This is a genomic window from Streptomyces sp. NPDC053542 (assembly GCF_044544685.1).
GTDB lineage: Bacteria > Actinomycetota > Actinomycetes > Streptomycetales > Streptomycetaceae > Streptomyces.
The window spans coordinates 513,699-527,052 of record NZ_JBITXL010000001.1 but is presented as its reverse complement, the minus strand read 5'-3'; the positions used below and the strand labels follow the sequence as shown (position 1 = coordinate 527,052).

Here is a 13,354-nt window from a genome sequence, read left to right as displayed (position 1 = left end):
CAGGGTGAGGGACCGGTGCGGGTGATCCCGCTCTGGACCCTAGGGACGTTGTGCCGTGTCGCCGCCGAGTCTTCCGCAGGACGAAAGCCTTCTGCCGGACCGGCCCGCGCGCGTGGCATCGTCGGCCGGAGGAGAGAGCGGAGGAGACGACTGGTGTCCATGCGCGTGGGCGAGTTGATCGGGGAACAGGTACGGCGGCGTCCCGACGCCACCGCGCTGATCGCCCCGGACGGCCGGATCGGCTACGCGGAACTGGACCAGCGCGCGAACGCGGTCGCCCGGCGCCTGGTACGCGAAGGCGTGCGCCCGGGGGACGTGGTGCTCGTCCAAGCGCCGCGCGGTCTGCGGCTCGGCGTGGCCGTGCTGGCTGTGCTCCGCGCGGGCGGCGCCTTCTGCGTCGTGGACCCCGGCTACCCCGAGGACCGCACCCGCCACATGTGGCAGCGCAGCGGGGCACGCATCGCCCTCACGACAGCGGATCAGGTACCGGACCGGTCAGCGGATCAGGTACCGGATCAGGTACCGGACCAGGCACCGGTCTTTGCGCCGGACGGCATCCGTGTCCTGGTGATGGACGCCATGGACGCCATGGACGGCATGGACGGCATGGACGGTACGGAGGGCACCGGGGCGGACGGAGCGTACGAGCCGGTCGCGGCGCGCCCCGAGGACCCGGCGTACGTCGTCTTCACCTCGGGCTCCACGGGCGGCCCCAAGGCCATCGCCATGCCGCACCGCGCCCTGGACAACCTCATCGCCTGGACCCTGGCCAGTACGTCCGGCCGGCCGCTGCGCACCATGATGTTCGCGCCCCTCGGCTTCGACGTCTTCGTGCAGGAGGTCTTCACCGCCTGGTGCAGCGGCGGCACCCTCCACACCCCGGCCGACGACGAACGCGCCGACCTGCAGCGCATGCTGGACCGCCTGGTCGAGTGGGAGATCGAGCGGCTCTTCGTCCCGCCCGTCGCACTGAGCCGACTGGCCGACCTGGCCTGCGCGTTCGACCGCTTTCCGACCGCGCTGCGGGAGGTGGCGGCGGCCGGTGAGGCGCTGCGCGTCACCCCGGGAATCCGCGCGTTCTTCGAGCGGCTGCCCGGGTGCCGGCTGCACAACCACTACGGGCCCGCGGAGACCCATGTGGCGGTCGCCCACACCCTCACCGGCCCGCCGCGGTCCTGGCCGGACGCCCCGCCCATCGGCAGGCCGATCCCCGGTTTCGCGGCGCATGTGCGCGCCGGCGAGCTGTGGCTCTCCGGGGTGGGCCTGGCCCGGGGATACGTGGCGGAACCCGAACTGACGGCCGAGCGCTTCCCGGTGGCCGAGGCGGAGCCGGGCGGGGCGCGGGTCCGTATGTACCGCACCGGCGACCTGGTCGCACGCCGCCCGGATGGCGTCCTGGAGTACCGCGGCCGGGCCGACGACCAGGTGAAGATCCGGGGCTACCGTGTCGAGCCCGCCGAGATCGAGGCCGTACTGGGCCGCCATCCCGCGGTCCGGGAGTGCGCCGTGGTGCCGTGGGAGCCGTCGCCCGGCGCCGAGCGGCAGCTGGTCGCCCATGTGGTGGGCCGGCCGGGGCACGAGGTCGCGGCGGAGTCCCTGCGGCGGCACCTCGCCGCCCGGCTGCCCGACCACATGGTCCCGCGGCACCTCCGCACTGCCGCGTCGCTGCCGCTCTCCCCGAACGGCAAGATCGACCGCAGGCGGCTGCCGCCCCCGGTGACCGGCCCGGCCCGTACGCCCTCCGCGTTCCGTACGCCCTCCGCGCCCTGTACGCCCTCCGAGTCCTGCGCGCCCGCCGTCTCCCGCGCGGACGGCATCGAGGGGGCCGTCGCCGAGATCTGGTCGGAGGTACTGGGCGTGCCGGTCGACGCCCGCGACGCGTCCCGGCCGTTCGGCGAACTGGGCGGGACGTCGCTCTCGGCCGCCCTCCTCGTCACCCGCCTGCACGCGCGCTTCCAGGTGCGGGTCGACATCCACGAGTTCCTGGAGAAGCCGACCATCGACGCGCTGACCGCCCTGGTCGCCGAACGGAGCCCGGTATGAGGCCGCCCTGGATCCGCACCTTCCACCGCGCGGCAGCCCCGGCCCGCCGGCTGCTCTGCTTCCCGTACGCGGGCGGCTCGGCGAGCTACTACTTCCCGCTGTCCGCCGCGCTGAGCCCCGCCGTGCAGGTGCTCGGCGTGCAGTACCCCGGCCGCCAGGACCGGGCAGCGGAACCGGCCATCGAGGATCTCGGAGTCCTCGCCGACGAGATCGCAGGGGCGGCCGCCGCGGACGCCGAAGGCGCCGGACCGGACAGCGGCCGGCCGCGGCCCCGGCCCGTCCTGTTCGGCCACAGCATGGGCGCGTTGCTGGCCTTCGAGACCGCCCGGCGCCTGGAGGAGAAGTACGCCGCTCCGCCCGCCGGCCTCATCGTCTCGGGCATGGTCCCGCCCGGCCGCCGCCCGGCGCTCCGGCTCGGCACGGAGGACGAGACCACCGAGGACGAGATCGTCGAGGAGTTCCGGCTGCTGCGCGGCATCGATCCGGCGCTGCTGGCGGACCCGGAGCTGCGCGCCCTGATCCTGCCGGCGCTGCGCAGCGACTGGCGCGCTGTCGCCTCGTACACACCCGATCCGCACGCCGTCCTGTCCTGCCCGATCACCGTGCTGACCGGGCAGGACGACGCGCTGGTGGACCCGGACGCCGCGGCGGACTGGGCCGCCCTGACCACCGCCGGCTTCTCCCTGCGCACCTTCCCCGGCGGCCACTTCTATCTCGACGGCTTCCCACCGGAGGTCACCGCGGCCGTCAAGGCGGCGACCTTCCTGGCCTGAACCGCCTCCCCAAGCCCGCACCCACCGAGCCCGCAGGTCCGCAGGCCCGCAAGACCGAAGGCCCCGCAGGCCCGAAAGGACGTCACCCACCATGCCGGTACGGCTCTACCTGCTCGCGGCCGGGACCTTCTTCCTCGGCACCGATGTGTTCGTCATCGCCGGCATGCTGCCCGGGATCGGGCACTCCCTCGGTACGACGCTCGCCGCCGCCGGACAGCTGATGACGGCCTTCTCGCTCGCCTACGCCGTGCTCGGCCCGCTGCTGTCCGGCGCGCTCGGCAACCGTGCGCCGCGCACCACCCTCACCGCCGCGCTCTGTGCGGCGGCGCTCGGCAACCTTGTCTGCGCCGGCGCCGACTCGCTGCTGGTCGCGATGGCCGGCCGGGTGCTGGTCGCCGCCGGGGCCTGCCAGTTCACCCCGCAGGTGGCGGCGCTGGCCGCGGCGCTGGTGCCCGAGGACCGGCAGGGCAGGGCGCTGGCGCTGGTCAACAGCGGGCTGGTGATGGGCTCCGTACTCGGCGTCCCGGCCGGTACGTGGGCCGCCTCGGCCTTCGGCTGGCGCCCCACCCTGGTCGCCCTCGCGCTGGGCACGGCCGCGGTGGGGCTGGGCCTGGTCAGGGGGTTGCGGGGGATCGGTACGGTACGGCCGGCCGTCGGCGCGCGCGAGCGGCTCGCCGCCCTGCGCGGACCGGGAATCCGGGCGGTACTGGCCGTCACCGTCTGCGCCGTGATCGCCGAGTACTCCGTCCTCACCTACGCGGGCGCGGTGTTCGCCGACGCGACCGGCGGCGACGGCACGCGCCTCGCGGTGCTGCTGCTCGCCTTCGGCCTCGGCGGCATGGCGGGCAACGCCTTCGCCGGGGCGTACATGGACCGGCCCGCCGGCCGCCGGCTCGTCCTGATCTCGGTCGTCGGCATGGCCGTCAACTTCCTCGCCATGCCCTGGGCCGTGACCTCCTTCCCGACCGCGCTGGCGTCCATGGTGCTCTGGGGCGTCACCGGCTGGATGTACGCGGCGCCGCAGCAGCACCGGCTGCTGCGGCTGGCCGGGCCCGCCGGACCGCTCGCCGTCTCGATGAACAGCTCGGTCATCTACGTGGGCGCCGCGCTCGGCGGCGCGACCGGCGGCCTGCTGCTGTCGTTGCTGTCCCCGCTGGACGGCCGCTGGATCGCCCTCCCCGCCGCGGCCGTCTGCGCCCTGGCCCTCCTCCCCGAGGCCGCCTTCCACCGCGCGCTGGTCGGGGCGCGGGCGCGCGTTCAGGTCTGAGCGCGGGTTTCACCGCGCACGGCCGGGCGTCGCGGGGCCTGGGGCAGTCCCGGGGCTCAGGAATGCCCCGGCGCCCCCGCGCGGAGGCCGGCCATGACGAGGTCCAGGAGGCGGGTGGCGCGGAGCTGCCAGTCATCGTCCGCGCGGGCGCCGAGCTGCCAGAGGCCGGCGATGGCCAGCAGGAAGTCGTCGGGGGTGACCCCCGGACGGATGGTGCCGGCCTCCTCGTTCGCCCGCAGCAGGAGTGTGACGGCGGAGGTCAGCGGGGCGTGCCCCAGGCCGGCCAGGCTGCCCTGGGAGCAGGTGGCCTTGCGCATCGCGTCGGCCAGGCCGGCCTTGGCCATCGCGTACTGGGCCAGACGGCTCATCCACTCCCGCAGCGCCTGGTCCGGCGGGCGGGTTTCGAGCAGCTGGGCCGCGGCGTCGGCGACCTGCTGCATCTCATAGCGGTAGACCTCGAGGACGAGGGCCTCGCGGTTGGGGAAGTTCCGGTAGAAGGTCCCCTGCCCGACGCCCGCCTTCTTCGCGATCGCGCTCAGCGGGGCGTCCGCCGAGCGCGTCAGTTCGGTCAGTGCCACTTCCAGGATGCGCTCGCGATTCCGTTGCGCGTCCGAGCGCAGTGGTGGGTCGTTCGGCTGCTGCACTCGTCCTCCTTCCGAGAACCGCGGACGGAATCACCGCCGGGCGGGCCTTGCTAAGCGGACAGCTGTCCGGTAGGTTCCAGGCTTACGGACAGTTGTCCGCTTAGGCTCACCATAGCGGCAGATACGGGGGAGTGGACGGCCGGTGGTGCCCCTGACCGGCGCAGAGCCCGCGTGACGGGACGGTACGGCCCTCCGCCCGGCCCCGCCCACCATCATCGCCCCGCGCCTCGTCGCCCACCACGTACCCCACACCGAGACCACCGACACCCACCGCGCACGACACACGCGAAAGAAGGCTGTTCATGGCCCCATCGACGTCCAGCGCCATCACCTTGCACGTCAACGGAGAGAAGTACACGCTGCCCGTCGACCACCGCACCACCCTGCTCGACGCGCTGCGCGAGCGGCTCGATCTGACAGGTACGAAGAAGGGGTGCGACCAGGGGCAGTGCGGCGCCTGCACGGTGCTGATCGACGGGCGGCGGGCCGTCTCCTGTCTGCAGCTCGCGGTGGCCGCCGAGGGGCGCGAGGTCACCACCATCGAAGGCGTGGCCGACGGCGACCAACTGCACCCGGTACAGCAGGCGTTCGTCGACCTCGACGGCTACCAGTGCGGCTACTGCACGCCGGGACAGATCTGTTCGGCCCTCGCCGTGATCGAGGAGCACGCGGCGGGCTGGCCGAGCGCCGTGACCGACGACGTGCGGCCCGAAGCGGGGCCGCCCCCGCTCACCGCCGACGAGATCCGGGAACGGATGAGCGGCAACCTGTGCCGCTGCGGTGCGTACGTGTCCATCGTCCAGGCGGTCGCGCGCGCGGCCGGAGTGGAGGCCGCGGTATGAAGGAATTCGGTTACCAGCGCGTCCTCGACGTCCCCGGCGCGGTCGCGCTGCTCGGCGCCGAGCCCGACGCGCGCTACCTCGGCGGCGGCACCAACCTCGTCGACCTGATGAAGACCGGCGTGGAGCGGCCCGGACTGCTCATCGACGTACGGGAGCTGCCCCTCGACCGGATCGAGGAGACGGACGACGGCGGTCTGCACATCGGTGCGACGGTCACCAACAGCGACCTCGCGGCCCACCCCGAAGTACGGCGCCGTTACCCGGCGTTGGCGCAGGCCGTGCTGGCCGGTGCCTCCGGACAGCTGCGCAACATGGCGACGGTCGGCGGGAATCTGCTCCAGCGCACCCGCTGCGGCTACTTCACCGACACCGCCAAGCCGTGCAACAAGCGCGTCCCCGGCAGCGGTTGCCCCGCCATCGAGGGCGAGCACCGCAACCACGCGATCCTCGGCGCCTCCGCGCACTGCGTGGCCACCCACCCCTCCGACATGGGTGTGGCGCTCAGCGCGTTCGACGCGGTGGTGACGTACGAAACGGCCGACGGGCCGGGGGAGTTGCCGCTCTCGGAGTTCTACCTCCCCGTGGGCGACACCCCGCATCTGGAGACCGCCCTGCCGGCCGGCGCGCTGATCACCGGCGTCACCCTGCCCCCGGCGCCGGTCGCCGCCGTCTCGCGGTACCGCAAGGTGCGCGAGCGCGCTTCCTACGCCTTCGCGATCGGCTCGGTCGCCGCCGCCCTCGACGTCCAGGAGGACGGGACCGTACGCGACGTACGCCTCGCCTTCGGTGCGGTGGCGTCCCGGCCGTGGCGTGCGCTGGAGGCCGAGCGGCTGCTGACCGGCGGCCCGGCGACCGCCGAAGCCTTCGCCGCCGCCGCGGACGCCGAGCTGGCGGCCGCCGAACCGCTGCGTGACAACGGATACAAGGTGACGCTGATGCGCAACCTCGTCACCGCCGTACTGACCGAGCTCGCCGAGGAGGCCGCCCGATGACCACGATGACCGGAACCCCGGCAGTGACGGGGGCCGTCGGCACCGCGCACACGCGCATCGAGGGCGTCGCCAAGGTCACCGGCGCCGCGCGGTACGCGGGAGAGGTGCCCTACGCCGAACTCGCCCACGGCTGGCTGGTGCTCTCCACCGTCGCCCGCGGCCGCATCCGCTCCGTCGGCGCCGACGCCGTACTGGCCATGCCCGGCGTGCTGTCCGTCCTGCACCACGGCAACGCGCCGCGCGTCGACACCGACTACGTGGGGCTGCTCGGCAAGCCCGACCCCACCCTCGCGGTCTTCCAGAACGACCGGGTGCCGTACCTGGGCTGGCCGGTGGCGCTGGTCGTCGCCGAGACCTCCGAGCAGGCCAGGGAGGCCGCGGAGGCGCTGGTGGTGGAGTACGACGAGGAGCCGCACGACATCGCGTTCTCGGCCGGCCGGGACGGCACGTACACGCCGGAGAACTCCGCCGTGGAGAAGGGCGACGTCGAGGCCGAACTCGCCGCCTCCGCCGTCGTCCTGGACGCCGAGTACACCACCCCCGAAGAGCACCACTCGATGCTGGAGCCGCACGCGGCGATGGCGCGCTGGGAGGACGGCCGGCTCGAGGTCGTCGACTCCAACCAGGGCACCATGTGGGTGGCGAACGAGCTCGCGAAGCTGTTCTCCCTCGACCCGGCCTCGGTGCGGGTGCGCTCCGAACACGTCGGCGGCGGCTTCGGATCCAAGGGGATGCGCGCGCACCAGGTGTGCGCGGTGATGGCCGCGACCGAACTCCAGCGCCCCGTACGCGTCGTGCTGACCCGCCGTCAGATGTTCTCGCTCACCGGCTACCGCAGCCCCACGGTGCAGCGGATCCGGCTCGGCGCCGACGCCGACGGCCGGCTGCGCGCGTTCGCCCACGAGGCCCAGAACCTCACCTCGACCGTGCACGAGTTCATCGAGCCGAGCGCCAACGTGGGGCGCGCGATGTACGCCTCCGACGCGCACCACTCCGTCAACCGCGTCGTACGCCTCGACGTGCCGACCCCGACGTTCATGCGCGCGCCGGGCGAGGCACCGGGCTCCTTCGCGATGGAGTGCGCGCTCGACGAGCTCGCGGAGAAGTGCGGCGTCGACCCGATCGCGCTGCGGGTACGCAACGAACCGGACGCGGGGCCCGTCTCCGGCCTGCCGTTCAGCAGCCGCAACCTGCTCGCCTGCTTCGAGGAGGGCGCCCGCCGGTTCGGCTGGGCCGACCGCGACCCGCGCCCCGGCGTGCGCCGCGAAGGCCGCTGGCTGCTCGGTACGGGCGTGGCGGCGGCCTCGTTCCCCTCGGGCGCCGGCCCCTCCACGGCTGCCGTCACGGCGGAGGCCGACGGCACCTTCACCGTGCGGATCAACGCGGCGGACATCGGCACCGGTGCCCGCACCGCGCTGACCCAGATCGCCGCCGACGCGCTCCAGGTGGAGTCCGGCCGCGTCCGGACCCGCATCGCGGACAGCGACTTCGGCCCGGCGTGGATCGCGGGCGGCTCGATGGGCACCCGCTCCTGGGCCTGGGCGGTCACGGCCGCGGCGAAGGACCTGCGGGAGCAGCTGGCGCTGGGCGGCACCGTCCCGCCCGAGGGCATCACGGTACGGTCGGACACCTCGGAGGCGCTCGCCGCGCTGGCGCAGAAGGAGCGGTACTCCTTCGGCGCGCAGTTCGCCGAGGCCGCGGTGGACGTCACCACCGGCGAGGTCCGGGTGCGCCGGATGCTCGGCATCTTCGCAGCGGGCCGGATCGTCAACCCGCTGACCGCGCGCAGCCAGCTCATCGGCGGGATGACCTGGGGCCTGTCCATGGCGCTGCACGAGGAGGCGGTCCGGGACGCGGCCTCGGGCGGCCACGTCGGCGCCGACCTCGCGGGCTACCACGTCGCCGCCAACGCCGACGTGCCGCTCATCGAGGCCGACTGGGTCGAGGACACCGACGCGGACGACCCGGTCGGGATCAAGGGCGTCGGCGAGATCGGCATCGTGGGGGCCGCCGCGGCGATCGCCAACGCGGTCTGGCACGCGACCGGCGTACGCCACCGCCACCTGCCGATCCGCCCCGACCGCGTCCTGCTGGCGGGCGCCGTGGCACCCGGCACCGAGGGCCCGGATGCTTGACATCGCCGCCGAGCTGGACCGGTGGGTGCGCGAGGACCGCGAGTTCGCCGTGGCGAGCGTCGTGGCCGTGGGCGGCAGCGCGCCGCGCCGGCCCGGCGCCGCCCTCGCCGTCGACAGTGAGGGCACGGCGATCGGCTCGGTCTCCGGCGGCTGCGTGGAGGGCGCCGTGTACGACCTGTGCGTACAGGCCCTCCAGGACGGCACGACGGTACGCGAACGCTTCGGCTACAGCGACGAGGACGCCTTCGCCGTCGGCCTGACCTGCGGCGGAACCATCGAGGTCCTGGTCACGCCGGTACCCGCCGACGCCCCGGACAGGGCGGTCCTCGCGGCCGCCCTGTCCGGCGCGGCCCGCGGCGAGGCCACCGCCCTCGCCCGCGTGGCCGCCGGCCCACCGGAGCTGCGGGGACGGGCCCTGCTCGTGCGCCCGGACGGCTCGTACGAGGGAAGTCTCGCGGGCCTGTCCGAGGACGGTCCCTCCGAGAACGGCTCCGGGGGCCCTGGCGGGCGGGCGGAGCTGGACCGTACGGCCGCGGCCGAGGCCCGCGCCATGCTGGACGTGGGCCGCACCGGCACCCTCGACATCTCCGAGGACGGCTCCCACTGCCCGGGCGGCGTGACGCTGTTCGTCGAATCGAGCGTCCCACCGCCCCGCATGATCGTCTTTGGCGCCGTCGACTTCGCCGCGGCCCTCGTCCGCACGGGCAAGTTCCTCGGCTACCACGTAACGGTGTGCGATGCACGCCCCGTCTTCGCCACGCGCACCCGCTTCCCCGAGGCCGACGACATCGTCGTCGACTGGCCGCACCGCTACCTCGAACGCACCGGCACCGACGACCGCACCGTCCTGTGCGTCCTCACCCACGACGCCAAATTCGACGTCCCCCTCCTGACGGAAGCCCTCCGCCGACCAGCGGCGTTCATCGGCGCGATGGGCTCCCGCCGCACCCACGAGGACCGCGACCGCCGCCTCCGCGAAGCCGGCCTCACCGACCAAGACCTCGCCCGCCTCCACTCCCCGATCGGCCTCGACCTCGGCGCCCGCACCCCCGAAGAAACCGCCCTCTCCATCGCAGCGGAGATCATCGCCACACGGCATGGGGGGACGGGGGCTCCGCTTACGGGGGCACGGTTCCCGATCCATCGTGAGGGGGACTTTCAGGGGACGGCTGCTGCGGGGTGACGTGGAAGGTCAGCCCGGTGATGCGACCCGCCTGGACGACGGGGCCGTGCTGGACCCCGCCGCTGATGTCGTTGTGCACGGCCGCCGGCCGCGCCGCCGCATCATTGCTGAGACGCTGCAAGGACGTGAGCAGTTCGCGCAGTTCCTCGCCGGCGGCGGCCTCCAGGAGATGCCGCAGGTAGGCGTGGCACTGCTCGGCGGTGTCGCGCGCGCCGTGCGGGTCGTCGGCGGCCTCGGCGGAGAGCAGCCGGGCCCGGGCGGTATCGAGGTCGGCGACCGTGACACGGTCCGTACCACCGCGTGAGATGAACCGGACGACGAGGTCACGGGCGCGGGTCCAGGAGTCGGTGACCATGAGCGAGACCAGCGTGGTCGCTCCCGAAGCGGCCAGGGCGGCCAGTTCGCTCTCCATTGTTGTCCTCCATGCGAGGGATCAGGCACCGGGCGCGTCGTCGGCCGTGCCGTCCGGGGAATCAGGGGAGTCGGGCGAGTCAGGGGAGCCCGGAGGTTGCGGGGCGTCCGGGGGCTCCGGCGACCCGTCCCCCTCCGCGGTGAAAGACACCGGTGGGTCGTACCGACGCAGGATCTCCTCGGCCGTCTCATACCGCTCCTGCGTTTTGATGACGTCGGCGATCTGCTTGGCCAGCATGCCCCGCCGGACGTCACCGTCCATCAATCCCATGCCGCTGAGGAAGGATTCGAAGTGGTCAGCGGCCGACGGCTCCCGCTCGAAGGGAGCAGGCGGTTCGTCCAGGTGGTCCGGGCCGGGCTGTTCGCCGGGTGCCTGCGGGAGAAGATCCCGCAGCCGTTCGGGTACGTCCGTGTCATTGGCGGCGGACGTGAGCTGCGCGAGCAGACCGAGATCCGCCACGGTCTTCTCCACGTGATCCTCGTTCTTGGCGAGCCACCAGACCACCGCACTGCCGGTGTCCTTGAGCACGTCCTCGCCCAAGTACTCGCGTTTGCTCTGCTCGTACTTCCGCTGGTGCTCCCAGACCGCCTTCTCTTTGCGTACCTCGGCGAGCCTGTCCAGCCGCTCCTGGTCCTGCTCGCGCAGGGTGAGGGTGATGTCCTCCGCCATGACCTGGAGGTGTCCGGTGGCCTCCGGGCGCATCCAGCTGAGCGAGCCGCTCAACTCGTGCTGCACGAGGGAGGCACGGCCGGGCTCCCGCTGCTCCGTGATGGCACGGGCGCGGTCCAGCACGGTTTCGACGGCCAGGCCCGCCGGATTGAGGACCGGTTCGTCCGCGGTGGCTCCGAGGGGGTACCACCGCACGGTCGCGGAGAACAGGAAGTCGTAATCGGCCCACTGGCTGGGCAGTGCCACGCGGCTGATCCGGTGCTCCCTGCGCTCGACGGGAGGAGCGGTGATCTGCTCCACGTGCTCGACCACTATCGGGCCGCGTCGCAGCGCGGCGATTCTGAAGGCCGCAGCGGGCACGCCGACCAGCAGGACGGCCACGACGGGCCACGCCCACACGGGCCAATCCTGGGACAGCCCGAGGATGGTCAGCAGCAGTCCGGATAAAACGGTGAGGAAGACGGTCGTCGTCTTGCAGCCAGTCGTCATGATGTGTTCCCCCTGGATGGTCGCAGCCCCTGAGCCTCGGAGATCTTCTGGAACAACAGATCGGTGGTGGCGGCGGCGCTGGCCCGTCCACCGGGTGTGGTGGGTTCCGCCGCACGGGCCACGGCATAGAGCGTCGCGAGGGTCGTGCCGTGCTTCCCGGCAGCATCGACCAGCAGGTCGAGCAGCAGCTCACCGCGGTCCCCGGTATCGGACGCCGTGTGCAGCCAGCGCTCGGCGTACGGCTGCCAGTGCCTCTGCGCAAGCCCGCTCAGCACCTCACGCCAGCCGGTGGTCACGCAGTCCTGTACGGCCTTCTCTTCCACGAGTGCACGCGGTGCGCCGCCCGGGTCCGTCAGCGGTACTGGGTCGCAGACCCGAAGGAAGAGGCCGAGGTCGGTGGCCGGATGGCTGGAAGGACCGGTGAGGCGGTCGAGCATGCGCCGACGAAGCCGGCCGCTCGTCGCCACCAGGTCGCACAGGGCGTCCTGCGCGCGAGTGGTGCCCCGCTCGCGGCGGGCCAGGTGGTAAAGCCGTATCAGGGCCTGGTCGGGATGGGTCGGCGCGATCGCGTCGGTGCAGACGCGGATGAGGACGTGGGCGAGGCCATCGGTGAGTCGCTTCTCGAAACACCACGCATAGATCTGCTGCCGGAAGATCCCGTCGTAGTGCTTGTTCTGAAGGCCGCGGGTGAGCGCATGAACGGCGGCCTCCAGACGGGCCCGGCTCGTGGGCGCGGTGCTCCACTTCTCCGTCAGGAGGGCAAGGTCCTTCCACCGGCCCGTCCGCAAATACTGGTCGGCCAGTCGCTTCACCAGCTCCGCGCGGAGCTCGGGGGTGAGATACGGATCGGCCAGCTCGGTGCAGCGGCTGGTCCAGACGCCCAGGGTCTGCCGCAGGTCGGGCAGATGATCCCAGAAGTGGGCGCGGACGGCGGTGTCAAAGTCCGGCTTGTCGAACCGTACGTGGCCGTCCGGCCCGACTGTTGCGGAGATTTCCTTCAGCCGCTCGGCCAGGTCCTTGCATTCAAGCAGGGGCGTGTCATCGCCGGGTGACTCGGAAGCACTCAGCAGGAGATCGGCTGCTTGGTGGATGACGTCGGCGTGTGCGCCGTGCAACATGGCCGTGGTGATCAGCAGCGCCCGTTGCGGAGCCTCGCGCAGTTCGGTGACACGGTTGGCGACCTCCTTCCGCCAGCCCTTCCGAGCCTCCCGGGCCTGCTCGCACCACATGGCGAAGCCATCGCGCGCGGAAGATGCCGTACGGATCCGCCGCACGCGGTCGGCGAACTCCGCGATGTCATCCATCGAGGGTTCCTCGTCCAGGAACGCCTTGAGCGCCGGGGCGGATCGCGTGTATTCATCGTGCGGTACGCGGTGCAGCCGCAGATGGCGACGGAACACTTCCTCTTCCGGAGGACGCGTGATCTCGGCCCGGTAGGGCCGCAGGTCGGACTCCAGCGCGCCCTCGTACGGCATGACGACCACGAGATGTGCCCGCTGATCGCGTACGGCCTGGCGGAGGGCGGACAAGTCCTTACGTGCCTCCGCCCATTGGTCGCCGTCGGCGTCGGCCAGATCCAGCAGCAGCCGGTCACCGGCGCCGACGAGCCCTGGATCCTTGAGGGTGCCTTCCTCCTCGTCACCGGGCAGCAGTTCCCGGAAGATGCCGGCGTCTTGTCGGTGCTCGTACAGCAGGACACTGGCAGCGGCCGTTCTGCCGGTGCCGGGAGCGCCATACAGGATCACGGTGCGGTTCTCGGACAGCAGGCGGCGTGCCTCGCCCATCCCGTAGGGGTCGACGAACCGCTGCCGGAGCCAGCGGAGCTGGTCGTCCGCGATACGGCGGGGGCTGCGACGGTTCACCGAGTCCTGCGCCGGTGTGCCGGCGGCGAAGTAGTTGTAGCTG

11 protein-coding genes are annotated in these 13,354 nt (G+C 72.8%); 7 read left to right on the top strand and 4 right to left on the bottom strand.

Features of this window, described 5'->3' with window-relative positions:
* Positions 1–159: 159 nt before the first annotated feature.
* The 3 genes from ACIGXO_RS02380 to ACIGXO_RS02370 all read left to right on the top strand — a co-directional run bounded on the left by ACIGXO_RS02380 (position 160) and on the right by ACIGXO_RS02370 (position 4,083).
* A complete protein-coding gene (locus ACIGXO_RS02380) occupies positions 160–2,043 on the top strand; it encodes a non-ribosomal peptide synthetase (protein ID WP_399779956.1) in 1,884 nt (627 codons plus the stop codon).
* Positions 2,040–2,816 (top strand): thioesterase II family protein, encoded by a 777-nt coding sequence (locus ACIGXO_RS02375; protein WP_399779177.1) that lies wholly within the window; start codon positions 2,040–2,042, stop codon positions 2,814–2,816. The genes ACIGXO_RS02380 and ACIGXO_RS02375 overlap by 4 nt, the downstream gene beginning before the upstream one ends.
* A gap of 91 nt (positions 2,817–2,907) precedes the next feature.
* Positions 2,908–4,083 (top strand): MFS transporter, encoded by a 1,176-nt coding sequence (locus tag ACIGXO_RS02370; RefSeq protein ID WP_399779175.1) that lies wholly within the window; start codon positions 2,908–2,910, stop codon positions 4,081–4,083.
* Positions 4,084–4,139: 56 nt separating this feature from the next.
* Here the strand turns inward: ACIGXO_RS02370 and ACIGXO_RS02365 are convergent, their stop codons facing one another.
* Complete coding sequence (locus ACIGXO_RS02365; RefSeq protein WP_399779174.1) at positions 4,140–4,727, bottom strand: TetR/AcrR family transcriptional regulator; 588 nt, start codon at positions 4,725–4,727, stop codon at positions 4,140–4,142.
* Between the two features lie 302 nt (positions 4,728–5,029).
* Between ACIGXO_RS02365 and ACIGXO_RS02360 the strand changes: the two genes are divergently transcribed.
* The 4 genes from ACIGXO_RS02360 to ACIGXO_RS02345 are packed head-to-tail and all read left to right on the top strand — an operon-like array spanning position 5,030 to position 9,879.
* Positions 5,030–5,569: a 2Fe-2S iron-sulfur cluster-binding protein gene (locus ACIGXO_RS02360; protein WP_399779173.1), complete on the top strand. Its 540-nt coding sequence runs from the start codon at positions 5,030–5,032 to the stop codon at positions 5,567–5,569.
* On the top strand, positions 5,566–6,561 hold the full coding sequence (locus ACIGXO_RS02355; protein ID WP_399779171.1) for an FAD binding domain-containing protein: 996 nt from the start codon (positions 5,566–5,568) through the stop codon (positions 6,559–6,561). The genes ACIGXO_RS02360 and ACIGXO_RS02355 overlap by 4 nt, the downstream gene beginning before the upstream one ends.
* Positions 6,558–8,696, top strand: a complete 2,139-nt coding sequence (locus ACIGXO_RS02350; protein WP_399779170.1) for a xanthine dehydrogenase family protein molybdopterin-binding subunit — start codon at positions 6,558–6,560, stop codon at positions 8,694–8,696. The genes ACIGXO_RS02355 and ACIGXO_RS02350 overlap by 4 nt, the downstream gene beginning before the upstream one ends.
* Positions 8,689–9,879, top strand: coding sequence for an XdhC family protein (locus tag ACIGXO_RS02345; protein ID WP_399779168.1), 1,191 nt, complete (start codon positions 8,689–8,691; stop codon positions 9,877–9,879). The genes ACIGXO_RS02350 and ACIGXO_RS02345 overlap by 8 nt, the downstream gene beginning before the upstream one ends.
* Here the strand turns inward: ACIGXO_RS02345 and ACIGXO_RS02340 are convergent.
* The 3 genes from ACIGXO_RS02340 to ACIGXO_RS02330 are packed head-to-tail and all read right to left on the bottom strand — an operon-like array spanning position 9,815 to position 13,233.
* Positions 9,815–10,291 carry a hypothetical protein gene (locus tag ACIGXO_RS02340; RefSeq protein ID WP_399779166.1) on the bottom strand — a complete coding sequence of 159 codons (477 nt, stop codon included), beginning with the start codon at positions 10,289–10,291 and terminating at the stop codon, positions 9,815–9,817. The genes ACIGXO_RS02345 and ACIGXO_RS02340 overlap by 65 nt on opposite strands.
* A gap of 21 nt (positions 10,292–10,312) precedes the next feature.
* Positions 10,313–11,449, bottom strand: coding sequence for a hypothetical protein (locus ACIGXO_RS02335; protein WP_399779164.1), 1,137 nt, complete (start codon positions 11,447–11,449; stop codon positions 10,313–10,315).
* The gene (locus tag ACIGXO_RS02330) at positions 11,446–13,233 is read right to left on the bottom strand and encodes a hypothetical protein (protein WP_399779163.1); all 1,788 of its coding nucleotides are present in this window, start codon (positions 13,231–13,233) and stop codon (positions 11,446–11,448) included. Before ACIGXO_RS02330 ends, ACIGXO_RS02335 begins: the two co-directional genes overlap by 4 nt.
* Positions 13,234–13,354: the final 121 nt, after the last annotated feature.